Raw genomic sequence first — 25159 nt, 5'->3', positions numbered from 1 at the left:
GCAAAGCTGAACGAACTGTAGTTGACGTCAACTTCAAGTGAATGAGCGCTTGCTTAGTGTGCGGGACCCTCGATGTAATGTCAATCACACGGATAGCGAAAATGAATCAAGGGGGATTACGGGCTGAGGGTGCGAATCCAGGCGCGGGTCTGCGCTGGGTCGATCACGTCGTCGAGCTCGAATCCGGTGGCGGCGGTCAGTGCTTTGCCCTGCTGATAGGCGGCGGCGAGCAGCTGGTCGAACAGCTGCTCCCTGGCCACCGGATCGTCCACCGCGGCGAGCTCCTTGCGGAAGCCGAGGCGCACCGCGCCCTCCAACCCCATCGGCCCGATCTCGCCGGTCGGCCACGCGACGGTGAAGCTGGGCGCGCGAAAGTGCCCGGCCGCCATGGCCATCGCGCCGAGACCGTAGCCCTTGCGCAGGATGACGGTGCCGAAGGGGACACGCAGGGCGGCGCCGAGCACGAACAGCTTGCCGAACCGGCGCACGGTCGCGTCCTTCTCGGCCTCGGGCCCGACCATGAAACCCGGTGTATCGCACAGTGATACGACCGGCAGGCCGAAAGAGTCACACAGCGTGAGGAATTCGCCCATCTTGTCGGCCGCGTCGGCGTCGATGGCGCCGCCGAGATGGTGGCTGCTGTTGGCCACCAGGCCGAAGGGGCGGCCCTCGACCCGGACCAGCGCGGTGACGATGCCGACGCCGTAGTCCGGTCGCAGTTCCAGCACCGACCCGACATCGACGATCGCCTCGATCGCGCGGTGAATGTCATAGGCCCGCAAGCGATTCTCCGGGATGACGTGTCGGGCCAGCCGGGCGTCGGGCGCCTCGTAGTCGGGCAGGGCGCCCCGGAAATAGCCGAGGTACTGCTTGGCCAGTTCCACCGCGTGCGCTTCGTCGCGGGCCACCAGGTCGACCACGCCGTTGCGGCGCTGGACGTCGATCGGTCCGATGTCCTCGGGCCGGAAGGTGCCGAGCCCGCCGCCCTCGATCATGGCCGGTCCGCCCATGCCGATATTCGCGTCGGGGGTCGCGATGATCACGTCGCACACCCCCGCCAGCGCCGCGTTGCCGGCGAAGCAGCGGCCCGACACGATCGTCACCAGCGGCACCTGCCCGCGCAGGGCCCCGAGCGCGCGGAAGGTGGGCACGTCCAAACCCATGCCGTGCCAGTCGGTATCGCCGGGTCGACCGCCGCCGCCCTCGGCGAACAGCACGACCGGGATCTGTTTGCGGGCGGCCAGTTCGAAGGCGCGGTCGGTCTTGGCGTGGTTGTTCTTGCCCTGGGTGCCTGCCAGGACGGTGTAGTCGTAGGAGACGACCACCGCGTCGGCCTTGTCGAACCGGTCGGCGCCGATGGTGGCCAGGCCGGTGATCAGACCGTCGGCGGGCGTGTTGGCGATCAGGTGTTCTTCGGAGTGCCTGCTGCGCTGGGCGGCCAGTGCGAGGGCGCCGTATTCGACGAAGCTGCCCGGGTCGACCAGATCGGCGATGTTCTCCCGCGCGGTGCGTCGACCGAGCCTGTGCCGCTTGGCGATCGCGTCGGGGCGGGCTTCGTCGCGGGTCACGCGATGGCGATCACGGATCTCCTCGACGTCGGCGCGGATTCGATCCGGGTCCAGGTCGATCAGGCCGTGGTCGTCGTTCTCGGCGCCGGTGGGGGAGACGATCACCAGCGGGTCGCCGGGCGCCACCACCTGCCCCGGTCGCACCAGGACGCGCACCGTCCGCGCGGCCGTCGCGAGGGCGACCACGTGCTGCATCTTCATCGCCTCGAGCACGACGAGCTGTCCGCCCGCCGCCACGTCGACGCCCTCCTCGACCACGTCGACCACCGTGCCCGCCAGCTGCGCCCGCACGGCCTCCTGGCCCGGATACAGCTCGACGGCGGCGGCGGTGCTGGTCGGCGCGGGAACGCGGGCGACCAGCGAGGGGAGCTTCTCGCCCAGGTAGCCGGTGGTCACGACGCCCGATCGGAAGTCGGTGTCGGCCAGCACCTCTCGCAGGAACGCGATATTGGTACCGATGCCCTCGATCCCGAACTCGCCCAGCGCGGTCGCGGCTTTCCGTGCGGCAGTGGGGAAATCGCCCCGCGTACGGACGATCACCTTGGCGAGCAGGGAGTCGTAGCGCGGGCTCGGGGTCAGTCCGGGCCTGCCGAAGGTGTCGACGCGGATGCCGGGGCCGGTGGGCGGGGCGAAGGTGGTGAGGGTGCCCGCGGTCGGCACGGCGGAGCCGTCGGCCGCCATGGTCTCCATGTTCACGCGGGCCTGGATCGCGATGCCGTCGGCGGCGGCGAGGGTGCCGTCGGTGTCCGTTCCGTCCGAACAGATTCCGGGCGGTAGCGCGAGCTCGTCGAACGACTTCCCGCTCGCGATCGCGAGTTGCACGGCCACGAGATCGGTCCCGGTGACCTCCTCGGTGACGGTGTGCTCCACCTGGATCCGCGGATTCACCTCGAGGAACACGAATTCCGCACCGGCGACCAGGAATTCGACAGTCGCCAGCCCGCTGTACCCGACCTCCGCGCACAGCCGTGCCGCGCACCCGTGCAGGTCCCGTCGCAGCGACTCCGAAAGGCCCTGCGCCGGTGCAATTTCGAGCAGCTTCTGATGTCGGCGCTGCACACTGCAATCGCGATCCCCGAGCGCCATCGCCCGCGTCCCCGCGGCCACGACCTGCACCTCGATGTGCCGTGCGTGCTCGAGCAGCTTCTCCGCGAACACCGCCGGATCCCCGAAGCCGAGCTGGGCCTCCGCGGCGCACTGCCGGTAGGAATCGGCCAACTGCTCGGCCGCACGCACCACCCGCATCCCGCGCCCGCCGCCACCGGCCAGCGCCTTGATCATGATCGGGCCCGGTTGCGCGGCGAAGAACGCCGCCACCTGCTCGACGGTGCTCGCCCCCTCGGTCGCGGGCAGCACCGGCACCCCGGCGGCGACGGCGGTGCGCCGGGCCGAGGACTTGTCCCCGAACAGGTCGAGCACGCTCGGATCGGGCCCGACGAACCGCACCCCGTTCGCCGCGCACGCCCGCGCGAATTCGGCGTTCTCGCTGAGGAATCCGTACCCGGGATGGATCAGGTCGGCGCCGGATTCCTTGGCGGCGGCCAGGATCGCGACGTGGTCGAGGTAGGCGGCCGGGCCGGCGCCGGTCAGGGCGATGGCCTCGTCGGCGGCGTGCACGTTCGGGTTGTCGGCGTCGTCGGTGGCGTAAACCGCCACGGTGTCGATGCCGAGTTCGGCGGCGGTGCGGAGCACGCGCAGGGCGATCTCGCCGCGGTTGGCGATCAGCAGTTTCACAGTGTGGCCTCGGATTCCGCCGCGACGATGCGCTCGGTCATGGTGAACAGTTCGCCCTTGCGGATCTTGCCGGTGGCGGTCATCGGCAGGGCGTCGACAACGGTGATCTCGGGGACCTTGTAGGTGGCCATGTTCGCCGCCGCCCACGCCCGCAGCTCGGCGGGTGCGAACGCGTCGCCGGGGGTCAGTTGGACGAAGGCCAGCGGTACCTGGCCGCGGCGCGCGTCGGGTTTGGGGACCACGCCCGCCGCGCGCACCCTCGGGTGCAGCATCAGCAGCGATTCGACCTCGGCAGGGAACACGCTCATCCCGTTGACCTTGATCATCTCCTTGTTTCGTGCCAGGTATTGCAGGGCGCCGTGCTGGTCGAACTTGCCGAGGTCGCCGGTCTGCAACCAGCCCTCGCGCACGGTCGCGGCGCCGGCCTCGGGATTGCCGTGGTACCCGGTGAGGATCGACGGGCTGCGCACGATGATCTGGCCCTCCTGGCCCATCGGCACCGGCGCGCCCGCCTCGTCGACGATGAGGATGTCGGTGCCGGGCACCGGCAGGCCGCAGTACACCGGGTCCTGGTGTAGGTCGTAGTCCCCGTGCTGGAAGCCGAGGGTGAAGGTGTCGGCCGTGTGCGTCTCGGTCATGCCGTAGCTGGTCTCGCGCAGGACGAGTCCGGTTGCCGCGCGCCACTGTTCGCGGATGTCGGGGCTGAGTTTGACGACGAAGGAGACCCCGGTCGAATTCTCCAGCGCTGTCAGGTCTTTCGGGTCGAAGGCGGGGTGGTTCAGCAGTTCCAGGTAGTTGTCGACCATCGCGACCACGGTGGTGACCCGGTAGCGGCCGAGCAGTGCGAGCGCCGTGCCCGCCTCCCAGCGGTTCATCAACACCACCGTGCCGCCGTTGACCAGGGGCAACAGGATTCCGAAGTCCTCCCCGGCGATCCAGAACACCGGCAGGAAGTTCAGGGCCACCATCGGTTCGCCGACCTGGTAGCCGTTGCCGAGGGTGGCGGTGGCGGCGGTGTAGACCATGTGGCGTTGGGTGTGCTCGCAGCCCTTGGGCATTCCGGTGGTGCCGCCGGTGTAGTTCAGGGCGGCCAGTGCGTCGGGATCGATGGGTTGCGCTGGGGCGCGCGGGCTTTCGAGGATTCGCTGCCAGTCGGTGTCACCCGAGGTGCCGAACGGCACCGGCACCGGGGGCTCCTCGGTCAGCATGTCGCCCAGCCCGGTGACCGCGACCGACCGCACCGGCGTCTGCCCGCGCACCTCCTCGACCAGCGCCGCGAGGTCGTCCTGGGCGAGCAGCACGCTCACCCCCGCGTCGACGAGTTCGTGCCGCAACTCGTGCGCCCGGAACAGCGGATTGATCGGTACGTGCACCGCGCCCACCTTCAGGATCCCGAGCATGGCGATCAGGAACTGCGGACAGTTGCTCAGGAACACCCCCACCCGGTCGCCCGCCACGACTCCCTCGGCGAGCAGCCACCCGGCGAACCGGTCGGACAGTTCGTCGTATTCGGCGTAGCTGATGTCGCGCCCGTAGAAACCGATGGCGACCGTCTCAGGCCGCTCGCTCGCCCAGTGGCGGAGATAGTCGACCAGCGCCATCGACTCGATCGGATACTGCGGCGTGCGCGGCACCTGGTGCGGCCACGCGGCCTGCTGACATGCTCTGACCTGCGCGAGCGCGGCGTCGAGTGCGGCTGTGGCGAGTTCTGCGGTCATGCGCGAATCCATTCCAGTGGTAGCCCACATGTGTGCGTCATCACAGCATGTTTGAAGTTGACGTCAAAGTCAATAATTGATTCGCCGCCCACGATGTGCCTTCCGCGCCCACCTCGGGTACAGTCTCGAAACTGAAAGCAATCAAGGCCCTGTAGCGCAGTTGGTTAGCGCGCCGCCCTGTCACGGCGGAGGTCGCGGGTTCGAGTCCCGTCAGGGTCGCAAGTACGTTTCGGGCATACTCACCTCACATTTGAAGTGTGACGTGAAGTGCGTGGGCAACATGGGAGTTGTCGCGGGTTCGAGTCCCGTCAGGGTCGCAAGAAAAGTCCCCCACACCGATCCTGGTGCGGGGGACCTTTTTGCGTTCCGCTCAGATGCGTTCGTCCGCTCAGATGCGGTGGTCGATGCTGGTGATGCGGTGGCGGCCGGGGGAGATCTCGGTGGTGCGCATGAGCTGGTCGATTTTCTCGGTGGTGTCGTCGCCGGGCCAGCGCTGGTGGATGGTGACGTTCCAGAGGGTGGGGTCGGCGGTGTCGGCTTTGGTGATGTGGACGCAGTATTTGACGTCGGGGGGCAGGGTGGCGATGCCGGCGGCGAGGGCGGCGTGGTCGCCTACGTGGGCGTCGTCGGTGACGAAGCTGCGGGCCTTGGTGGCGTCGCGGTCGACGTAGTAGCTGTATTCGAAGCCGAGGATGGCGCTCTGCGGGCTGGTGGTGTCGCCGTGTTCGGCGCTGATGGTGATCGAGGGGGTGCGGAAGGATTCGCAGCCCGACAGCGCGTGTGCGGGGAGCGGGCCGACGGCGGTGGATGTCGTTGTGCGCGTGCTGGATACGGTCGCGCCGGTGGTGGTGTCCTGGTCGGCGGGGCCGAGGAAGATGGTGGCGGCCAGGCCGAGGATGACGACGAAGAAGACCGCGCCGACCACGCCCTTGATCGCGGCCGCCGCCTTCGCGCGGCCGGTGCCGTCGTCGTAGCGTTCGTCGTCGTAGTTCTTGCGCGGGCGGCGCGCGATCTTGCCGCCGCCGCCGAAGTCCTTGAGGCGCGGTAGCACCGGCATCTCCACGTGGTCGCCGCTCTGCTCGGTGGCCGTGGCGGTGGCCCAGTCGTTCCAGTCGATGTCGTCGTCGCGGCGGGGCTCGGCGGGCATCTCGGTGCCGGTCCAGTCGTTCCAGTCGCCGGTGAACCCGTCGTCATCGGCGCGGTCGCGGTAGACCGGCTCCACGTGGGTGGGCCGGACGGGCGCGTCGTCGAACGGCTCGGGGTCCGGCGGCGGCCAGATCTCGGGGTTGGTGCCGATGGTCTGTGGTTCGGCTTCGCGCCGCCGCCTGCGCCGCCGTTTGCTCTGCGGGCGGTGTCGGCCGGACGGCGCGGCGTCCGGCGACGAGAAGTAGGCACCGAACGGGTTGTCCATGCGCGGTCCCTAGGCGGGCGCCGGGACGACTCCCGGTTGGCCGTGTTTGGGTGCGGTGGAGGGCTTTTCGGTCTCCTGGTCCTGCTGGGGCCGCGCGGCTGGTGGTACGACGCCGCCCTGCATCGGCTGCTGCGCGGGTGCCGGTGTACTCGGAGTCTGTTGGGGCTGTTCGACTTTCGGTGTCTGGTTCGACGGCACGGGAGCCGCCGGTGCCGGGGTCTCCGGTTTCACCGAAGCACCACCGTTCGTGCCCCCGCCGCCGGGGTTGGTCCCGGCGAACGGCATCCCCGAATTCGCCCCGGTCCCACCACCATTGGTCGCGGGCGCCGTGGTCGAAGGAGTGCTGGTAGCGGGAGCGGTCGACGTGCCCTCGGTCCCCGTGACATTCGCCGCGAGCGTATCGATCCCGGTGGTCGCCAGCTCCGCGCCCTTGTCGATCCCGTGCATCGCCACCTCGGCGATCTTGTCGATCAGGTGCGTCCCGAACGTCACCCCGGCATCGATCGCCGCCGTCCCCAGCGATACGCCACCGTCGATCAGCGCCTCCTGTAGCGCGATCTGCGCGGCCGTCGCCGGGTCGAGGTCCTCGTCGTCGTCCTTCCACGAGGAGGTCTCGCTCCCGCCGGTCCCGAGCACATAGACCCCCGGCGCCACCTCGGTCGCCCCGACCGGCACCGTCACCCCGTTGGTCCCGCCGAGATCACTGGTGAGCCCGCTGGTGTCGCGGGTGTGCTGATCCATCTCGGTGCTGGCTTTGCCGACCACCGAGACCGCCTCGGAGATGGCCTCCTCGGCCAGCGCGACGACCGCGTCGAGGTTGTTCTCGTTCACCGCCGGCGCGGCCGCCTTCGCCTTGGCCCGGAAGTCGGCGATGATCGCCTCGACCTTCGCCGCGGCGGTGGCCTGGGTCGAATACGCCTTGCCGAGAACAGCACTCAGCGTCGAGCCCCGATCCGCCGCCGCCGACACTTCGGTCGCGGTGCGCCGCAGCGCCGGGGTCGCGGGCGCCGCGGTCTCGGTCGACTCGAGCGCGTAGAGCCCGAGCCGGTGCGGGTCCTCGGTCGCGGTGGTGGCGGCGGTGGCCGTGCTCAACGCCGAGACCACCGCGGCATCGGGGTCGGCGGAGGTATTGCTGCCCAACGATTTCCGCAGTTCCAGCAGCGGCACCTCGAGCAGCGCGATCACCGGCGCGATCTTCGCCTCTGCCTCGGCCTGGGTAGTGGTGCTGATGGTCGTGTCGGTGACCAGCGACTTGGTTCGCATCACGCCACCTCGCCCTCGACCGCGCGCAGCTGCCGCGCCACCCCGGTGTCGATCCCGGTCACCTCGGCCCCGAACCGGGCCAGAATGTCCTGATAGGCGGTGACCAGGTTGCCCGCCGTGTTCAAAGTCGACGCGTGCTCGCTCGCTGCCCGCGTCCACGCGACGGCGAACTCGCGCCCCAATACTCCGAGCCCGGACAGGTCGACACCTGCGGCGACGGTGGTGTGCTCGGCGGCGGTGCCGAGAAGTTCGGAAACCCGGGCCGCCGCACGCTGATACGCGTCGAGCGCTGACGGGTCGAAAGACATTTCTGCCACGATGCCTACCCCTTCACGATCGCGGTTCCCGGCCGAAGCCGGTCCCGAAAGCGTAACCATCCGGCGCCGTTTACGGGCGACTCCGCACCAGATGGACGCCGTCGCCTTCGCCGGTCCGGCACCGTCGGACGAGTAGCCTCATCTCCGATATGGCTGCCGCGATCCTCACGATGCTCGGGCTCGCCCTGCTCGACGCACTCGACGTGCTGCTGGTGGCGATCACCACGGCCGTGGTCGCCGATGCCAGGCTGACCCGCCGTTCGCCGCTGTCGGGCGTGCTCAGCTTCCTGGCCGGGGTCTTCGCGGTGTCGCTGGCCTTCGGCGTGTGCACGGTGCTCGGCCTGGATTTCCTGGTTCGCCTGTTCGATTTCGAGCTCACGCCCGCCCTGCGGTACTGGGGCGAACTGGCGATCGGGCTGGTGTTGATCGCGGTCGCCGCGCTGCCGGTCGGGACCTCCTCGACGGTCGGTGGTCGCTGGGTGGAACCGGTCCGTCAACACCCCTGGCTCATGGGAGTGATCGGTTTCACTCTGGGTCTGGCGAAGGTGCCCACCTCGGTGCCGTATCTGGCCGCGCTCGCCATCCTCGCCTCGCAACGGCCGCTGCCGGTGGGTTGGCCGCTGCTGATCGCCGCCTACTGCGCGATCGCGCTGGTCCTGCCGCTGCTCGTGCTGGCACTGGCCCTGCGCCGGACTCCGCGCACGCGTCGGGTGTATCGCCTGCTCGTGCGGGGTATCACCCGCTACGGGCCGCCGGTGGTGCGCGTGCTCTTCGTCGTGATCGGGGCCGCGCTGGTGGTCGACGCGCTGGTGCACGGCAGCCAACTGTGGTGAGCGCCCCCGGCCGCTCAGGAAAGCGTCAGGGGTATCGAGTACCGTCATAACGAATCGATGACGTAGCTTGCGTGCCCGTAACCTGGGCCCGAGCTTTCCAGGTGAGCAGGGAGGGCGACCCTTGAGGGTTACCGTTGTTGTGCCGACCTACAACGAGCGGGAAAATCTGCCGGTGGCGGTCGAGCGGCTGACGGCGCTGCAGGTGCCTGATCTGCATGTGCTGGTGGTGGACGACAATTCACCCGACGGCACGGGCGATGTGGCCGACAAGTTGGCGGCGGAACTGCCGAATGTGGTGAACGTGCTGCACCGCACCGAGAAGGACGGCCTCGGTCGCGCCTACATCGCGGGGATCACCGAGGCGCTCGCGCAGGGCGCCGACGTGGTGATCCAGATGGATGCCGACCTGTCGCATCCCGCCGAGGTGATCCCGGCGATGCTCGAGAAGCTGAGCTCCGACGATGTCGGTGTCGCGCTCGGGTCGCGCTATGTTCCCGGTGGTTCCACCGCCGAGGAGTGGAAGTGGTACCGCAAGGCCCTCTCGGCCTGGGCCAACTTCTACGTGAACCTGATCCTGCGCCTCGGCGTGAAGGACGCGACCGCCGGTTTCAAGGCGTGGAAGGCCGACACCCTGCGCGCGATCGAGGTGGCCTCGATCCGCAGCAACGGGTACTCGTTCCAGGTCGAGATGAACTACCGCGCGATCAAGAAGGGCTACACGATCGCCGAGGTGCCGATCCGCTTCGAGGAGCGCACGGTCGGCGCGTCGAAGATGAGCCTGAAGGTGCAGCTCGAGTCGGCGCTCATGCCGTGGAAGCTGCTGTTCGGCCGCTCGGTCTGACACTCGCGCGAAGGCCCCGCCGATGCTTCGGCGGGGCCTTCGCTGTGTGTGGGGCTCATTCGGCCGCGATGCCGCGGCGGACCCCTTCCAGGGCGATCACGATGATCGGCACCAGCGTCACGTGCATCACCGACAGCGCGACGGTGGAGGCCGCGTCGAAGTCGGTGGCCACGGTCAGGCCGATGGTCGCCAGCGACAGCAGCGAGCCGATCACGGCGGCGGTGCGCAGCACGCCGGTCCACAGGTAGGACACCAGCACGGCCACGGTCAGGCCGATCAGCAACGGCACGGCCGACATGATGACCACCCCGCCGGGCGCGACGTCCATGGCCTCGCCCTTCTCGATCGCGATGAACGAGCCGCCCGCGGCGGCGCCGATGGCCCAGACGATCAGGTTCACGACGACGGCGGCGGCGACGGCGCCCAGCACGGCGACGGGACGACGCAGCGCGGGAACGGTGTACGGGGTGGAAGCGGTGGTGGTGGTCATGATGGTCTCCCTCACTCGGTGGTGAGACCATCATCGAACCCAAACAATAGTTGAGGTCAAGCCCTGCGCTCAGGGAATATCCGAGGGCCAGTGCAGCAACGTCTCCTCGAACAGCGCGCGCACCCCCTCGACCTCGGCGTCCATGTTCGCGGGGTCCCAGCCGGACACGTCGATCGGCGGCAGAATCGCCACGTCCACCACGCCCGATCGCGCGATAGCCGAATCCCGCCAGGCGATTTCGCCCGCATTGCGCAGCACCACCGGGATCACCGGCACGCCCGCCTGGATGGCGATGTGGAACGCGCCCTTCTTGAACGGCGCGACGCCGGGGGTGAACGAGCGCGTGCCCTCCGGCGCCACCGCGATCGACAGCCCTTCGCGCAGGGTCGAGACCACCGGCGCCAGCGCGGCTTTCGCGCGTTCGGTATCGGAGCGGTCGATGAAGGTGACGCCGACGAACCGCATCAGCGGCCCGAACAGCGGGTGATTGGCGAGTTCCTTCTTGCCGATTCCGGTCACCGCGCCGTCGAGGACCTTGGGCACGATGATCACGTCGAACTGGCTCTGGTGGTTGAACAGGAACACCGCGGGCCTCGGCGCACGGGCGTTCTCGGCGCCCACCACGCGCAAGCGCACGTCGATGGCGCGCAGCGTGGCGGTGGTGGCGTCGTGCATGAGCGCGTCGGCCATGGCCTGCCGGTCGCGGGTGTAGGACTTGCGCAGCACCCCGACCAGCGCGCCACCGACGAGTCCGACGAAACCGGCGATGGTGCGCAGGTAGTCGAGCGGGCGCGGCGCGCGACGCAGGCGGAAAGTCAGTGTGTGCCAACCGTTGTCGGCGGCGATCTCGGCCAGGGTCGGATCGGGGTCGATGACGGTCGAGCGCTCGCCCAGCGCCAGCAGCGGCAGATCGGTGACGCTGTCGGCGTAGACGTACCCGATCTCACGACCGGCCGCGAATTCGACGACGGCGGCGGCCTTTCCGGCGCGCCAGAGCGGAACGCCCCGCGGGTGCCCGGTCAGAATCCCGTCCTCGACCGCGAGTTCGGTGCACAGCACGGCCTCGATCCCGAGCCGCTCGGCCGCGGGCTGCACCTGATACCACGTCAGCTCACTGACGAGAACCACTGTGTGCCCGGCCAATTGGTGCGCGCGCACCAGCTGCCACGCCTCGGGGAACAGCCGCCCGTACACCTCCTTGCTGAACGCCCGTCGACCCAGCCCGGCCAGCTCGGTCTCCGGCACCCCCGCCCACGTCCGCTCGACGGCCTGGAGGAACCGCCCGTAATCCCCGTCGCTGCCGCCGCGCTGGATCCCGCCGAGCAGCGTGGCCACCCGCACGTCCCCCGGCCGCAGGATCTTGCGCGCCGCGCCCTGCCGGGGCAGCCCGTCGACCACGGTGCCGCCGAAGTCGAACACGGCGACGACCTGCGGCCCCTGCGGTCCCGAGCGGATGGCGGCGGTGGCGTCGGCGAGGGTGCCCATCAGATCGAATTCCGGTTCGACGGGTCGAGCGAGGCCGCGCGCCCGATGCGTTCGCCGAGATCACGCAGCTGATCGGCGAAAGCCTGCCGCTTCTCGATCAATTCGGCCGCCGCGCCCTCGGCCGCGGGCGCGACGAGGCCGTGGTTGTCGGCCAATTTCCAGGCGCTGGTGAACAACTCGGTCGAGACCGATTCCGGGCTGTGCAACCGCTGCTGCAACAGCATCTGCTTACCCACCGCCACGCACTCGTCGATGAACTCCTTGCGGTCGATCACCGCGTCGGTGGGCCGCGCGACCAGCCGCTCGGCCACCACCAGCTGCGCGTCGAAGAACGAGCGCAGCACGCGGTGCGCCATCACGAACCCGGAATCGGTGACCGCGCCGAGGAATTGGCGATCGAGGCGCTCGTCGGGGGTGTGCTCGTCCCATTCGGGGACGATGATGCGCACCTCCTCGATGATCTGCTCGGCGAACTCCTGCCGTTCCGGGAAGAAGAACTCGAATTTGAGCAGGTCGCGCAGCGCGAACGCCGCCTTCCACGCCGAGCGCAGCGGGTCGTCGCCGGGCTGTTCCACGGCGGTCAGGGCCGCCAGTTCCAGGATGGCGCGGTTGACGAACCAGTGCACCGCGCTGTTGCGGTAGAACGCGGCCTCGAGGTGGGTGCCGGGTTCGATCGCGTAAACCGGTTCCAGCCCGCCGCTGTACACCGTGACCACGCCCGCGAGCGCGAGCTGCTCGAGCACCACGCGCAGGCCCTGCTCGTCGCGCAGTTTTGACAGCTCACCGGCGGGCAGTTTGCGCTGGGCGATGTAGGCCAGCACCGGGTCGAGCACGGTGCGGACCTGTCCGAGGGTCAGCGCCCGCTCGTGCACGCCGAGCAGGGCCAGGGTGACCAGCGCGTTCACGGTGATCGGGGTGACCTCGTTGATGCCGACCGCGACGTCGAAGGCCAAGCGCTGCACCGCTTTGTGTTCGGCGTCGGCGAGTGCCGTCTCGTCGGGCACACTCGTCGACCCCGTCTCGGTGTCGCGCAGCGGGATGGTCACCGGTCGCTGATCGAGCGGGTCGCCGTGCACGCCGAGTCGTTCCCGGGCCGAAATCGGTTCGCCGAACCGCACATACACCCGTCCGGCCGAATGCTGTTGCAGACGAACATATCTGGCCAGCCAGCCGATACCCTCCGGCTTCTTCTTCCCGCCGGCCTGCTCGCTGGCCATCGCGCCCAGCTCGTTGAGTCGCTCGTAGGTGATCGAGACCGGCACCAGCATCACATCGTCGACCCGACGCGAACGCACCGCCGCCGCAAGGTAATTCAACAACCCGTAGCGCGGCGGTCGCAGCTTGCCGGTTCTGGTGCGCCCACCCTCGAAGTACCACTCCATGTTGAAGCGCTTGGCCAGCAGATACGCGAAATACTCCTCGACCACCGCCTTGTACACCTCGTCGTCGCCGAAGCTGCGCCGGATGAACACGGTGCCCGTGCGCCGCGCGATCGGCCCCATCGGCCAGAAGTTCAGGTTCGCTCCGCCGATTACGTGATTGGGCGGAAAGTCGTTGCGCGCCAGTACGTCTCCGAGGACGAAGGCATCGACATAGGAGCGGTGCGAGGGCAGGAACACCAGCGGGTGCTTGCGGTTGAGCGAGCGCAGGGCGTCCAGGCCGCGCAGGTCGGTGTCGACCTTCCAGGTGGAGGCGTGCACCGGCCGCATGGCCTGGGTGAACAGGTCCGAGACCAGCCTGCTCTGCGCCGCCACCAGCTCGCGCAGGGCCTTCTCGGCGCTGCGATACACCTGGTCGGGTTCGACGCCGGTCTCCTCGGCGATGTAGTCGAGCTTGCGCAGGAATTCGGGGGTGTCGAGGATTTCCTCGGCCACCAGCTGGGGCACCTTGTAGCGGTCGCCGATCACGGTGCGTTCGGCGCGTTCCAGGGCCACCACCGCCGCGCGCACCACCGCGCGGGCGAACGGGTCGGCCGAGCCCGCGCGCAGCAGCGCCGCCGCCTCCGGGTTGTTGGTGCGCAGCGCGCTGAGCCGCGCGGGCGCGCCGACGAGCACCCGGTGCCGGTCGGGTTCGGTGCGCAGCAACCGGCGCTGCACGAGCCGGTTGGGCTTGCGCGGGTTGGTGAGCATCGCCATGTCGGCGAAGGTCACCCGGCGCACGCCGTCGCGTTCGGGCGGCAGCCACAGCACCCGCACCGGCACGACCAGCGGGTCGTCGTGGCGGCCCACCAGGCGTTTGGTGATGGCCTTGGCGTCGAGGTCGAGTTGGGTCACCGGCGCCGTCGAGTCGATCTCGGCGTTGAGTCCACCCTGGGCGATCCACTCGCCGATCACTGCGCGTTCGACGCCGGAGGCCGCGTCGACCAGGGCAACCACCGAGTCCGCCTGCGGGCCGCGCCGCCCACCGTTGTCGATCATCTCTCCATTCAAGCCGCAGTTTCGGTTCGGCGCATCGAACTCGGTGTTACCGCGCGTTGTTCGGGTGCGGCGTGGGGCCGCGCTTAAGCTCGCCGGATGGACTGGGCTCTGCGCACCTGTAGCCTGCACGGTCACTACACCTATGCCCCCGACGAGCCGAAACTGCGCGAGCGGCTGCACGTGGACACGGTCGCCGGTACGGCGTGGCGGTGCCTGCGCTGCGGGACCTTCGTGCCGGGCTCGCCGATCGGGTCAGGGCCCGCCGACGAGGCGCCGGAAGTGCCGCGCGGACAGCTGCTGCGCGACCGGTGGATCCTGAAACTGCTCGCCCTCGACCGCGGTCTGCACGGTCTGCTCATGCTGGCGGGCGCGATCCTGGTTATGCGATTCCGGTCCACCCAGGGGAGTCTGCGCGAGAGTTTCCTGCGCGATATGCCGCTGCTGGAACCGTTCGCGAACCAGGTCGGCTGGAATCTGGATCACTCCCACGTGGTGAACTGGGCCGACGATCTGTTCTCGCTGTCGTCGACCTCGCTGCTGCTCATCGCGATCTTCCTGTTCTGGTACGCGGCGCTGCACTTCGTCGAGGCGGTGGGGCTGTGGCTGTCCAAGCGCTGGGGCGAGTACCTGTCGGTGATCGCGACGAGTGTGTTCCTGCCGCTCGAGATCTACGAGCTGGTCGAGCGGGTCACGATCACCAAGGTGGTGGTGCTGCTGATCAATCTGGCGGCGGTGGTGTGGTTGGTGTGGCGCAAGCGGTTGTTCGGGGTGCGCGGCGGGTGGGCGGCGTATCGGCGCGAACACGACGAGGCCAGCTTGCTCAGCGTGGAGCGGGCGGCGGTGGCGAAGGAATCCGACGGCCGGGGTGATCAATCGGGGAGGTAATGCTAACCTAACCACGGAAAGTTAGGTCTGCTTTACCTTGGAGGATCGTTGTCGTCGACGGAACAGCCCGTACGGGTGGAGTATGTGACCGACCCTGCGGCAGCGATGGCCTCTCTGGCCGCCGCCGAGAGATTCGGCGAGTACGTGATGTACGAGCAGCCCGGCGAATGGGTGTTCGCGGCCGACCCGCTCGGCAGCGTGGAACTCGACGCGGGCGAACTGCGCATCGACTGGAGCGGGCGCACCACCGCGCGCGCGTGGACCGGCAGCCCCGCCCGGGTCATCGACGCGGCACTGGCCGAGCTGGCGCTGGGCGGTCGTAAGGCCTACGGCTGGATCGGGTTCGAGTTCTGCGCGTACTCGCTGGCCGCGACCAAGTACCTGAACCAGCGGACCCCGTTGGCGCACTTGATGATCCCGCGCATCGAGGTGCGCATCGACGCCTCCGGCGTGCGGATCAGTGGTGCCACCCCGAGCGAGGCGTGCGACATCCACGACCTGATCGCGGCCTCGCAGGGTGTCCCGCTGCCGGTGTCGACGCCGGTGGACGTGCGCATCGATCCCACCGACTACGCCGCCCGCGTGGCCGGTGCCGTCGCCGAGATCCGTTCCGGCGCTTACCAGAAGGTGATCCTGTCGCGGAAGGTCTCGCTGCCGTTCGCGGTCGACGTGCCCGCCACCTACCGCCTCGGCCGCGCCAACAACACCCCGGCGCGCTCGTTCCTGCTGCGCCTGGGCGGCCTGGAAGCGGCCGGCTTCAGCCCCGAACTGGTGGCCTCGGTCGACGACGACCGCGTCGTGACCACCGAACCGCTCGCGGGCACCCGCGCCTTCGGCCTCGGCGTCGAAGCCGATGACGCCGCCCGCGCTGACCTGCTCGCCGACCCGAAAGAGATTGTCGAGCACGCCATCTCGGTGCAGACCTCCTTCGCCGAGATCGCCGCGGTGGCCGTGCCCGGGACCTCGGCGGTCTCGGACTTCATGGCCGTGCGCGAGCGCGGCAGCGTGCAGCACCTGGCCTCCACCGTGCGCGGCACCCTGGCGCCGGACCGCACGGCCTGGGACGCGCTCGAGGTGCTGTTCCCCTCGGTGACCGCCTCCGGCATCCCCAAGCGCGCGGGCGTCGACTCGGTGTTCCGCAACGACCACGACCCGCGCGGGCTGTACTCCGGTGCGGTGGTGTGTGTTTCGCCGACCGGCGCGCTCGAGGCGACGCTGGTGCTGCGGGCGATCTACCAGACCGGCGAGGGCGCGTGGCTGCGCGCCGGGGCCGGGATCGTCGGACAGTCACGCCCCGAGCGCGAGTTCGAGGAGACCTGCGAAAAGCTCGGCAGCGTCGCGCCTTACGTGGTCGAAGCCTGAGCCGCTACGAAAATGCCACCTCGAAGGGGATCGAGGTGGCATTTTCGTGCGATCGTCAGCCGTTGAGGGCATTTTCGGGTGCGAATCGCGGGAGATCGCACGATCCTGCCACCTTGTGCTTGGTCAGGCGAGGCCCGCGCGTAGCGCCTTCTTGTCGATCTTGCCCACGGCGGTGATCGGGAGCGAATCCGCCCGGCGGATGACATCGGGCAGCTTGTAGGTGGCCAGGCCGCGTTCGGTGAGGTAGGTCTTGATCTCGGCCAGGGTCGGCAGCTCGCCGGTGACAACCAGGACGACGCAAGCCTTTTCGCCGAGCGAGGCATCCGGCAGACCGACCGCCGCCGCGTGGCGCACGGCCGGGTGGGCGAGCAGGTGCTCCTCGAGTTCGTCGCAGGAGATGTTCTCGCCGCCGCGGTTGATCACGTCCTTGATCCGGCCGCTCACGACCAGGTGGCCGCTGGGCAGCTGGCGGACCAGGTCGCCGCTGCGGTAGAAACCGTCGGCGGTGAAGGCGCGCGCATTGTGTTCGGGCGCACGGTAATACCCGCGCAGGGTGTACGGGCCGCGGGTGAGCAGTTCGCCCTCCTCACCCGGTGCCACATCGTTGCCCTCGGCGTCGACGATGCGCAGTTCGTCGGCGGGGGACAGGGGCCGACCCTGGGTGGTGCACACCAGCTCGTCGGTGTCGTCGAGGCGCGTGAAGTTCAACAGCCCCTCCGCCATCCCGAACACCTGCTGCAATCGGCACGCCAACGCGGGCTCCACCTCTCGCGCGTTCACCTCGGCCAACCGCGCCCCGCCCACCTGCAACAGACGCAGCGAACCCAGCTCCGCGTCCTCCCAATCCACTGCCGCACTCCACAATTGGGCCAGCGGCGGAACCACGGCCGTCACCGTGACACCGTGCTTCTCGATCGCGGCGAACGCGGCCTCCGGACTCGGATCCAACGCGAACGCGATCGCCCCGCCGGTGGCCACGGTGCCGAGGATGCCCGGACAGGCCAGGGGGAAGTTGTGGGCGGCGGGCAGGGTCGCGAGATAGACGTCATCGGCGGTGAGCCCGCAGACCTCGGCGCTCGCGGTGGCGTTGTAGGCGTAGTCGTCGTGGGTGCGGGCGATGAGTTTCGGCAGGCCGGTGGTGCCGCCGGAGACGAGCATCACGGCGATGTCGGCGGGGTCGATGTCCGGGAGTGAATCGCCTTCGCGGGCAATCGAATCCAGGGCTAGAAAGACCGCTGAGCCATGGTCGCTGATGTCGGCGGTGCTGTCGTCCGTCGAGTGCGAGTGCGAGTGCGAGTGCGAGTGCGAGTGCGGGTGCGGGTTCGGGGTGGCGTCGGCGGAGTGCGGAGCGGTGTCGGATGCGGCGAATGTCCCGGGATCGCCTGCGACGAGTACGTGGCGCAGGCTCGGGACGGCGGCGGAGACGGTGGTGGCGAGTTCGCGGTAGTCGAAGTCGCCGAGGCGGTCGGGGATCAGGTAGGCGACCGCGCCGGCGAGAGTGGCCAGGTGCTCGATCTCGGCGCGGCGGTGGGCGGGCAGGGTGAGCACCGGGATGATGCCGGCGCGCAGCAGGCCGAACAGGGTGGTCGCGAACTCGGGGATGTTGGGCAGCTGCACGATCACGCGGTCGCCGGGCTCGATGCCGAGGGCGAGCAGGCCGTGCGCCATCCGGTCGGCGGCGGCGTCGAGTTCGGTGTAGGTCGTGGCGCCGGTGTCGTCGAGCACGGCCGGCCGGTGCGGGTGGGTGCTCGCCGTGTCGCGCAGGAGTTCGCCGAGGGTGCGTCCGGCCCAGTAACCGGCGGCGCGGTATGCGCGGGCCGCGTCCTCCGGGAACGGGACGTAGCCCTCGCGATGACCTGTTGCTGTCGACGTCACGACTACCTCACTGTGCTTATCAGCGGCTGGTGCCGCGGGTTTTCGGCCCGGGGGCCTCGATCTGCCCCGGCCACGGGTAACCTGGGTAGGTTAGGCAACCCTATCTCAATGGAGTAGGCTGCCGCCGGGCAGTACCGAATCCGTCCGGGATGGGCGGCGAGCAAGGAGTGATCGGCAGATGGAGACAGCACCCACCGGCGGGATCGACCGCGCCGAGATCCGCGCCGCGATCGCCCGCCACCTCGACCTCGCCCCCGACACCATCGCCGACGCCGACGACCTCATCCAACTCGGCCTCGACTCCATCCGCACCATGAAACTCGCCGGCGCCTGGCGCAAACGCGGCATCGCCGTCAACTTCGCCCTCCTGGCCGCCCACCCCACCGTCAACGCCTGGCACGCCCTCCTCAACGGATCCAACCCCGAATCCCTCCCCACGAACCAGCCCCCCACTGCCACCCCCAGCGCCACTTCGACCGGCACTTCCGCCGCCGCCCCGACCGCCGCCGCCCCGACCGCCGCCGCCCCGACCGCCGCCGCCGCTGCCGAGATCGTTCCCGACGATGGCACGCCGTTCGCGCTTGCCCCCATGCAGCACGCGTACTGGATCGGGCGGTCCGATGCGCAGGAGTTGGGTGGGGTGGCGGCGCACCTGTATGTCGAGTTCGACGGGGACGAGGTGTATCCGGAGCGGCTCGAGCGGGCGGTCGAGCAGCTGGTGCGCCGTCATCCCATGCTGCGCACGCGGTTCCTGCCCGACGGCACCCAGCAGACCCTCGACCGGCCGGGTCGCCCGGTCTTCAGCGTCACCGACCTGCGCGAGGCGTCCGCGGCGGAAGTCGAACAGCGACTCGAAGAGCTGCGGACCGCGCGCACCCACCAGCGCATGGCGGTCGAGGACGGCCAGGTGATCGACATCGCGCTCACCCGCCTCGCCGACGGCCGCTCCCGCCTGCACCTCGACGTCGACATGCTCGCCGCCGACGCGATGAGCTACCGCATCCTCATCACCGACCTCGCCCGCCTCTACCACGGCGCCCAACTCCACCCCCAGGACTACACCTTCCGCCAGTACCTGACCGACCTCCCGAAAACCGGCTCGTCCGGCGACGCCGGTCCGGCCGACCGAGGAAGTGCGGCAGACCGGGGCAATGCGGCCGGTCAAGGCAATCCGGCTGACCGAGCCAACGTGGCCGACCTGGGCAACGTGGCCGGTCAAGGGAATCCGGCCGAACGAGCCAACGCGGCCGACCTGGGCAACGCGGCCAGCCAAGGCAATCCGGCCGAACGAGCCAACGTGGCCGACCCGACCCCGTCTCGCACCGCGATCGCCGACGAGTGGGCCCGCGATCGGGCCTGGTGGCAGCACCGACTGAACGAACTCCCCGGCGCCCCGGAGCTCCCGCAGGCCCCGCACAATTCGGATCCCACCCGCACGATCCGCCTGCACCGCTGGCTCTCCCCGCAGGCCAAGGCGCAGGTCTTCGATGCCGCTCATGCGCGCGGGATCACCCCGGCGATGGCGTTGGCGTCGGTGTTCGCCGAGACCATCGGCGGGTGGTCGGCGCAGCGTCGGTTCCTGTTGAATCTGCCGCTGTTCCACCGCGAACCCGTGCACCCGCAGGTCGACGGTGTGGTCGGCGACTTCACCTCCTCGGTCCTGCTCGAGGTCGACGTCACCGAGCCCGCCACCGTCGCCGACCGCGCCCGCGCCCTTCAGCAGCGCCTGCACGAGGCGGGCGCCCACTCCGCCTACTCCGGCCTGGAGATCCTGCGCGACCTCGGCCGTCATCGCGGCGAACCGGTGCTGGCCCCCATCGTCTACACCAGTGCCCTCAACCTGGGCGAACTGTTCCCCGACATCGTCACCGACACCTTCGGCGACCCGGTCTGGATCATCTCCCAGGGCCCCCAGGTCCTGCTCGACGCCCAGATCACCGAGGTCCGCGGCGGCCTGCTCCTCAACTGGGACATCCGCGAATCCGCCTTCCCTCCGGGCATGGTCGACGCCATGTTCACCCGCTACATCGAGGCGATCGAACGCCTGGGCGGCCACAGCTCCGACGGGTCGACCGGCGGCGCGGGGTGGCAGGCCGAGGCGGGCGTGCGAATCCCGGTGGAGCAGGCGGCCACTCGGGCCCGCGTGAATGCCACCTCGGGCCCGACCAGCACCACACTGCTGCACACCGGGTTCTTCGCGAACGCCGCGACGAATCCGTCTGCGCCGGCGGTGCTTTGGGACACCACCGGTGAACTCACCTACGGCGAACTCGCCGCCGACGCCCTCGCGGTCGCGGGTGCTCTCCGCGAAGCCGGTGTGGCACCGGGTGATTCGGTCGCCGTGCAACTTCCGAAGGGCCCCGATCAGATCGTCGCGGTCCTCGGCGTCCTCGCGGCGGGCGCGGTCTACGTGCCCATCGGCTTCGATCAACCCGCCGCCCGCCGCGCCGAAATCCTCAGCATCGCCGACGCGGTCGCCGTCCTCACCGTCGGCGGTGCCGAGATCCCGCACGTCCGCGCGATCGACCTCGCCGAAGCCCGCACCTTCCCGAACCCGTTGGCACGCCCGATCTTCGGCGATCCCGAGAACATCGCCTACGTGCTGTTCACCTCCGGTTCCACCGGCAAGCCCAAGGGTGTCGAGGTCCCGCACCGCGCCGCCATGAACACCATCGACGACCTCAACGAACGCTTCGCCCTCGGCCCGGCCGACCGCGCGCTGGCCCTGTCGGCCCTCGAGTTCGACCTCTCGGTCTACGACATCTTCGGCTTGCTCGCGGCAGGCGGCGCGGTGGTCGCCGTCGACGACGTCCGGCGCGCCGAACCCGCCGCCTGGGTGGAACTCATTACCCACCACGGCATTTCGCTCCTGAACTGCGTCCCGAGCCTGCTCGATATGCTCCTCACCGCAGCCCAGCACACCCCGCTGCCCACGCTGCGCACGGTGATCCTCGGCGGCGACTGGGTCGACACCGCGCTTCCGGGCCGCCTCGCCGCCATCGCCCCGAACAGCCGCTTCGCTGGCCTCGGCGGCGCCACCGAAACCGCCATCCACTCCACCCTCTGCGAGGTCGTCGACGCGCGGGTCCCCGCCGAGTGGACCGCCGTCCCCTATGGCACCCCCCTGCGCAATGTGCGCTGCCGCGTGGTCGGCCCGGCGGGCAACGACTGCCCCGACTGGGTCAGCGGCGAACTGTGGATCGGTGGGGACGGCGTGGCCGCCGGCTACCGCAAGGACCCCGAACGCACCGCCGACCGCTTCGTCACCCACGAGGGCCTGCGCTGGTACCGCACCGGCGACCTGGCCCGCTACCTGCCCGACGGCGGCCTGGAATTCCTCGGCCGCGCCGACCATCAGGTCAAGATCCGGGGCTACCGCGTCGAACTCGGCGAGGTGGAGAGCGCCCTGCGCGCCGTCCCCGGCGTCCGCCACGCCGTCGCCGCGGTGGTCGGCACGGTCGCGCCCAAGCTGGTCGCCCTGGTGGTGCCGACCCCCGACGCCACCCTGCACGTCGACGCCGTCCTGGCCGCGACCGCCGAGCTGGTCCCGACCTACATGGTCCCCACCCGCCTCGAGATCCTGCCCGAACTCCCGCTCACCTCGAACGCCAAGCCCGACCGCAAGGCCATCCGCGCTGTCCTCGAAAAGGACGAGACCGCAGTCGAATTCGTCGAACCGCGCACCGACCTCGAACGCGCACTGGCCTCGGTCGTCGGCGAGGTGCTCGCCACCGAACGAATCGGCGTCACCGACGACTTCTTCGCTCTCGGTGGCGATTCGGTCCTCGCGACCACCGCCGTCGCCCGCATCCGCGAATGGCTCGATGCCCCCGACACCGTCGTCGCCGACCTGTTCACCGCCCGCACCATCGAGGGCCTCGCGTCCCGAATGCTATTCAGGGAGAACGAATCCGGCGCGACCGGCAGGCTCGATGTCGTCGCCGCGATGTACCTGGAAGTGGCGGCCATGACCGACGAGGAGATCCTCGCCCAGTCCTGATGCCGACTCGACGCGGCCGAGCCACGCGTGCGAAAGGGATGTCCGCGCCAGGTCGAACGCCCCACCGCCCCTTGTCGATTCGCGTATTGTCCGCACGCCATTAGACTGCGGCCGGTGAGTACGTGGACCACCGCTGACCTGCCCGACCAGACCGGCCGCACGATCATCGTCACCGGTGCCAACAGTGGGCTCGGCGCGGTGACCGCCCGTGCGCTGTCGCGGGCGGGCGCGCGCGTGATCCTGGCCTGTCGCGACACCGCCAAGGCCGAGCGGGTGGCCGACGGGCTGCCCGGCGCCGAAGTCCGGGCACTCGACCTGGCCGACCTGAACTCGGTGCGCGCCTTCACCGACTCGATCGAGCGCGTCGACGTGCTGATCAACAACGCGGGCGTGATGGCGCTACCCCTGCGCCGCACCGCCGACGGTTTCGAAATGCAGTTCGGCACCAACCATCTCGGCCATTTCGCGCTCACCAACCTGCTGCTCGACCGCGTCACCGACCGGGTGGTGACGGTGGCGAGCGTCGCCCACCGCATCGGCAGGCTCGACCTCGCCGACCCCAACTGGGAGCAGCGTCGCTACGACCGCTGGCTCGCCTACGGCCAGTCCAAACTCGCCAATCTGAGCTTCGCCCACGAACTCCAGCGGCGCCTGGCCGGTGAGGGTTCGGCGGTGATCTCGGTGGCCGCGCACCCCGGCTACGCCGCCACCGAACTCATGTCGCACACCGAGTCCATCCAGGACGCGGTCATGTGGCTGGGCAATCGCGTGTTCGCCCAGAGCGCCGAGGAGGGCGCGCTGCCCACCCTGTTCGCCGCCACCGCCGCCGTCGAACCCGGCGCGTATTACGGTCCCGACGGTTTCCTCGGCCTGCGCGGCAAGCCCGCCCGCGCGAGCAGTTCCGGCGCCGCCCGCGATCGCGCGGTCGCGGCCGAACTGTGGGAGCTCTCCGAGAAACTCTGCGGCCTGATCTGAGCGGGGTGACCGGCGTCACGAGCGCCGATGTCACACCGCGCGCGGCTCCTTCGTCATCACTGTGTACCCACAACGAAGGAGACATCATGCAGGCGCGATTCGACCTCTACGGCAACGCCATCACCGCCAGCTTCACCAAGCGGATGGCGACGGCGGCCAAGGTGATCGACGGGTCCCCGCTGCCCAAGTCCACTCACGAACTGGTGAAGATCCGGGCCTCGCAGATCAACGGTTGCAGCTACTGCGTCGACATGCACACCAAGGACGCGGCCCACGCGGGCGAGACCTCGGTGCGGATCAACCTGGTCGCCGCCTGGCGCGAGACCAACGTCTTCACCGAGCCCGAACGCGCGGCGTTGGCCCTCACCGAGGAAGCGACCCGCAGCGCCGACGGCGGCCAGGTCAGCGACGAGACCTTCGCCCAGGTCCGCAAGCACTACGACGACGACCAGATCGCCGCCCTCATCGCCGCCATCGCGATGATCAACGCCTGGAACCGCCTCAACGCCATCGCCCACACCCCCGCCGGCGACTACGTTCCCGGCCAGTGGGGCTGAGCGAGACCGGCGCCGACACCCCGCCGCGAACCCGTCGGCGGGGTGGCCTCGGATGTGACGGTCCACACTCCGGGCAACCATGGCTGACCGTGTGACGTTTCACCGGTGGTACAGTCCACGGCATGCAGCGCGCATATTTCTGGTTTAGCTATCCGGCCCTGGGTGGGCCGGTCTGCGACCCTGCGCGCTGACTTCCTCCACCTCGAGCCGGATTAACGACCGGCTCGACGGTAGCGATATCCGTGGGTCGGCCTTCAACCGAAAAGGACCCACATTCATGACCACCGCAGCCGATGTTGACTCGCGGCACTCCGACCTCGACGACCAGCGCACGCTGAGTGTGAGCCCGTTGCGCTCGCCCGCCGAGGTCCGCCTGGTTCACCCCCTCACCGACGCCCTCGCCGACACCGTGCGAACCGGCCGCAAGGCCACCGTCGACGTGCTCAACGGCGACGACGACCGCCTCATGGTGATCGTCGGCCCGTGCTCGGTGCACGACCCGGTCGCCGCGCTGGACTACGCGCGCAAGCTGGCCGCCAAGGCCGAGGAACTCAGCGATCGCCTGCACGTGGTGATGCGCGTGTACTTCGAGAAGCCGCGCACCACGCTGGGCTGGAAGGGTCTGATCAACGACCCGCACCTGGACGGCTCGTTCGACGTGAACACCGGCCTCGGCATCGGCCGCAAGGTCCTCGTCGACATCACCGCCCTCGGTCTGCCGGTCGCGTGCGAGTTCCTCGACCCGATCACCCCGCAGTACATCGCCGACATGGTCTCCTACGGCGCGATCGGTGCCCGCACCGCCGCCAGCCAGGTGCACCGCCAGCTGTCGAGCGCGCTGTCCATGCCGGTCGGCATCAAGAACGGCACCGACGGTGACGTGCAGGTCGCGGTCGACGGTGTGCGCGCCGCCGCCGCCAGCCACGTCTTCCCCGGCACCGACCTCGACGGTCGCGCCGCCCTGATCCGCACCACCGGCAACCCCGACTGCCACGTGATCCTGCGCGGCGGCAGCAACGGCACCAACTTCGACGCCGCCTCCTGCGCCGAAGCCAAGCTGCGCCTCGAGAAGTCCTCGCTCGCCCAGCGCCTGGTCATCGATGCCAGCCACGGCAACAGCAACAAGGACCACAACAAGCAGGTCGACGTGGTCACCGACATCGCCGACCGCATCGCCGCCGGCGAACAGGGCGTGGTCGGCGTCATGCTCGAGTCGTTCCTGGTCGCGGGCCGCCAGGACCTCACCCTCGGCAAGTCCGACGACCTCACCTACGGCCAGTCCATCACCGACGCGTGCCTCGACTGGACCACCACCGCCACCCAACTCGACCGCCTCGCCGAAGCCGTAGCCCAGCGCCGCGCCTGACCCCACCCCGCCAAGCGGGCCCCGACACCCGGGGCCCGCTTTTTGGTCGATTGATCACCACG

17 protein-coding genes, 1 tRNA gene and 1 pseudogene are annotated in these 25159 nt (G+C 69.6%); 10 read left to right on the top strand and 9 right to left on the bottom strand.

All coding sequences use genetic code 11. The features are described from left to right. Window positions 1-116 precede the first annotated feature (116 nt). Both ACFP3H_RS02270 and ACFP3H_RS02265 read right to left on the bottom strand, forming a co-directional pair. A complete protein-coding gene (locus tag ACFP3H_RS02270) occupies window positions 117-3302 on the bottom strand; it encodes an acetyl-CoA carboxylase family protein (protein ID WP_378598739.1) in 3186 nt (1061 codons plus the stop codon). Then, the gene (locus ACFP3H_RS02265; RefSeq protein WP_378598736.1) at window positions 3299-5020 is read right to left on the bottom strand and encodes an AMP-binding protein; all 1722 of its coding nucleotides are present in this window, start codon (window positions 5018-5020) and stop codon (window positions 3299-3301) included. Before ACFP3H_RS02265 ends, ACFP3H_RS02270 begins: the two co-directional genes overlap by 4 nt. 145 nt (window positions 5021-5165) lie before the next feature. On the opposite strand from ACFP3H_RS02265, the gene ACFP3H_RS02260 reads away from it, so the two are divergent. Next, a tRNA-Asp gene (locus ACFP3H_RS02260) sits at window positions 5166-5239 on the top strand. Between the two features lie 169 nt (window positions 5240-5408). Here ACFP3H_RS02260 and ACFP3H_RS02255 read toward each other — a convergent pair. The 3 genes from ACFP3H_RS02255 to ACFP3H_RS02245 are packed head-to-tail and all read right to left on the bottom strand — an operon-like array spanning window position 5409 to window position 8011. Further along, a complete protein-coding gene (locus ACFP3H_RS02255; protein WP_378598733.1) occupies window positions 5409-6431 on the bottom strand; it encodes a DUF8176 domain-containing protein in 1023 nt (340 codons plus the stop codon). A gap of 9 nt (window positions 6432-6440) precedes the next feature. Further along, entirely contained in the window at window positions 6441-7694 is a 1254-nt protein-coding gene (locus ACFP3H_RS02250) for a hypothetical protein (protein ID WP_378598729.1), read from the bottom strand. Then, complete coding sequence (locus ACFP3H_RS02245; protein WP_378598726.1) at window positions 7694-8011, bottom strand: hypothetical protein; 318 nt, start codon at window positions 8009-8011, stop codon at window positions 7694-7696. The genes ACFP3H_RS02250 and ACFP3H_RS02245 overlap by 1 nt, the downstream gene beginning before the upstream one ends. Window positions 8012-8160: 149 nt before the next feature. Between ACFP3H_RS02245 and ACFP3H_RS02240 the strand changes: the two genes are divergently transcribed. After that, the gene (locus ACFP3H_RS02240; RefSeq protein WP_378598723.1) at window positions 8161-8844 is read left to right on the top strand and encodes a GAP family protein; all 684 of its coding nucleotides are present in this window, start codon (window positions 8161-8163) and stop codon (window positions 8842-8844) included. Window positions 8845-8965: 121 nt separating this feature from the next. Further along, window positions 8966-9685: a polyprenol monophosphomannose synthase gene (locus ACFP3H_RS02235; protein ID WP_378598720.1), complete on the top strand. Its 720-nt coding sequence runs from the start codon at window positions 8966-8968 to the stop codon at window positions 9683-9685. Between the two features lie 55 nt (window positions 9686-9740). On the opposite strand, the gene ACFP3H_RS02230 is transcribed toward ACFP3H_RS02235, so the two are convergent. The 3 genes from ACFP3H_RS02230 to ACFP3H_RS02220 all read right to left on the bottom strand — a co-directional run bounded on the left by ACFP3H_RS02230 (window position 9741) and on the right by ACFP3H_RS02220 (window position 14077). Further along, a complete protein-coding gene (locus tag ACFP3H_RS02230; RefSeq protein WP_378598717.1) occupies window positions 9741-10175 on the bottom strand; it encodes a DUF6069 family protein in 435 nt (144 codons plus the stop codon). Between the two features lie 69 nt (window positions 10176-10244). Further along, complete coding sequence (locus ACFP3H_RS02225; RefSeq protein WP_378598714.1) at window positions 10245-11660, bottom strand: 1-acylglycerol-3-phosphate O-acyltransferase; 1416 nt, start codon at window positions 11658-11660, stop codon at window positions 10245-10247. Beyond that, complete coding sequence (locus tag ACFP3H_RS02220; protein ID WP_378598711.1) at window positions 11660-14077, bottom strand: glycerol-3-phosphate 1-O-acyltransferase; 2418 nt, start codon at window positions 14075-14077, stop codon at window positions 11660-11662. The genes ACFP3H_RS02225 and ACFP3H_RS02220 overlap by 1 nt, the downstream gene beginning before the upstream one ends. Before the next feature lie 96 nt (window positions 14078-14173). Here ACFP3H_RS02220 and ACFP3H_RS02215 point away from each other — a divergent pair, with 96 nt between their 5' ends. Both ACFP3H_RS02215 and ACFP3H_RS02210 read left to right on the top strand, forming a co-directional pair. Further along, window positions 14174-14962 (top strand): DUF2127 domain-containing protein, encoded by a 789-nt coding sequence (locus tag ACFP3H_RS02215; RefSeq protein ID WP_378598709.1) that lies wholly within the window; start codon window positions 14174-14176, stop codon window positions 14960-14962. 105 nt (window positions 14963-15067) lie between these two features. Continuing rightward, a complete protein-coding gene (locus ACFP3H_RS02210) occupies window positions 15068-16324 on the top strand; it encodes a salicylate synthase (protein WP_378598706.1) in 1257 nt (418 codons plus the stop codon). A gap of 123 nt (window positions 16325-16447) precedes the next feature. On the opposite strand, the gene ACFP3H_RS02205 is transcribed toward ACFP3H_RS02210, so the two are convergent. Continuing rightward, window positions 16448-18199, bottom strand: coding sequence for a (2,3-dihydroxybenzoyl)adenylate synthase (locus ACFP3H_RS02205; protein WP_378598703.1), 1752 nt, complete (start codon window positions 18197-18199; stop codon window positions 16448-16450). 178 nt (window positions 18200-18377) lie between these two features. On the opposite strand from ACFP3H_RS02205, the pseudogene ACFP3H_RS26300 reads away from it, so the two are divergent. From ACFP3H_RS26300 to ACFP3H_RS02185, 5 genes and pseudogenes are all read left to right on the top strand, one after another. After that, window positions 18378-18584, top strand: a pseudogene (locus ACFP3H_RS26300) (phosphopantetheine-binding protein); the annotation flags it as partial. A gap of 165 nt (window positions 18585-18749) precedes the next feature. Next, complete coding sequence (locus tag ACFP3H_RS02200) at window positions 18750-22199, top strand: non-ribosomal peptide synthetase (protein WP_417629256.1); 3450 nt, start codon at window positions 18750-18752, stop codon at window positions 22197-22199. Between the two features lie 114 nt (window positions 22200-22313). After that, window positions 22314-23174, top strand: a complete 861-nt coding sequence (locus ACFP3H_RS02195) for an oxidoreductase (RefSeq protein ID WP_378598697.1) — start codon at window positions 22314-22316, stop codon at window positions 23172-23174. An 86-nt stretch (window positions 23175-23260) separates the two neighbouring features. Continuing rightward, window positions 23261-23731 (top strand): carboxymuconolactone decarboxylase family protein, encoded by a 471-nt coding sequence (locus ACFP3H_RS02190; RefSeq protein ID WP_378598694.1) that lies wholly within the window; start codon window positions 23261-23263, stop codon window positions 23729-23731. Between the two features lie 277 nt (window positions 23732-24008). Continuing rightward, window positions 24009-25097: a 3-deoxy-7-phosphoheptulonate synthase gene (locus ACFP3H_RS02185; RefSeq protein ID WP_378598691.1), complete on the top strand. Its 1089-nt coding sequence runs from the start codon at window positions 24009-24011 to the stop codon at window positions 25095-25097. Window positions 25098-25159 lie beyond the last annotated feature (62 nt).

This window comes from Nocardia lasii (genome assembly GCF_042658545.1).
Classification (GTDB): Bacteria; Actinomycetota; Actinomycetes; order Mycobacteriales; family Mycobacteriaceae; genus Nocardia; species Nocardia lasii.
This window is presented reverse-complemented; position numbering and strand designations above follow the sequence as displayed.

Bases quoted from the DNA above. Each gene is read 5' to 3' on its own strand.
- ACFP3H_RS02215 (WP_378598709.1), top strand. From the start codon at position 14,174: ATGGACTGGGCTCTGCGCACCTGTAGCCTGCACGGTCACTACACCTAT.
- ACFP3H_RS02225 (WP_378598714.1), bottom strand. From the start codon at position 11,660: ATGGGCACCCTCGCCGACGCCACCGCCGCCATCCGCTCGGGACCGCAG.
- ACFP3H_RS02210 (WP_378598706.1), top strand. From the start codon at position 15,068: ATGGCCTCTCTGGCCGCCGCCGAGAGATTCGGCGAGTACGTGATGTAC.
- ACFP3H_RS02255 (WP_378598733.1), bottom strand. From the start codon at position 6,431: ATGGACAACCCGTTCGGTGCCTACTTCTCGTCGCCGGACGCCGCGCCG.
- ACFP3H_RS02190 (WP_378598694.1), top strand. From the start codon at position 23,261: ATGCAGGCGCGATTCGACCTCTACGGCAACGCCATCACCGCCAGCTTC.
- ACFP3H_RS02240 (WP_378598723.1), top strand. From the start codon at position 8,161: ATGGCTGCCGCGATCCTCACGATGCTCGGGCTCGCCCTGCTCGACGCA.
- ACFP3H_RS02185 (WP_378598691.1), top strand. From the start codon at position 24,009: ATGACCACCGCAGCCGATGTTGACTCGCGGCACTCCGACCTCGACGAC.
- ACFP3H_RS02230 (WP_378598717.1), bottom strand. From the start codon at position 10,175: ATGACCACCACCACCGCTTCCACCCCGTACACCGTTCCCGCGCTGCGT.
- ACFP3H_RS02265 (WP_378598736.1), bottom strand. From the start codon at position 5,020: ATGACCGCAGAACTCGCCACAGCCGCACTCGACGCCGCGCTCGCGCAG.
- ACFP3H_RS02250 (WP_378598729.1), bottom strand. From the start codon at position 7,694: ATGCGAACCAAGTCGCTGGTCACCGACACGACCATCAGCACCACTACC.
- ACFP3H_RS02220 (WP_378598711.1), bottom strand. From the start codon at position 14,077: ATGATCGACAACGGTGGGCGGCGCGGCCCGCAGGCGGACTCGGTGGTT.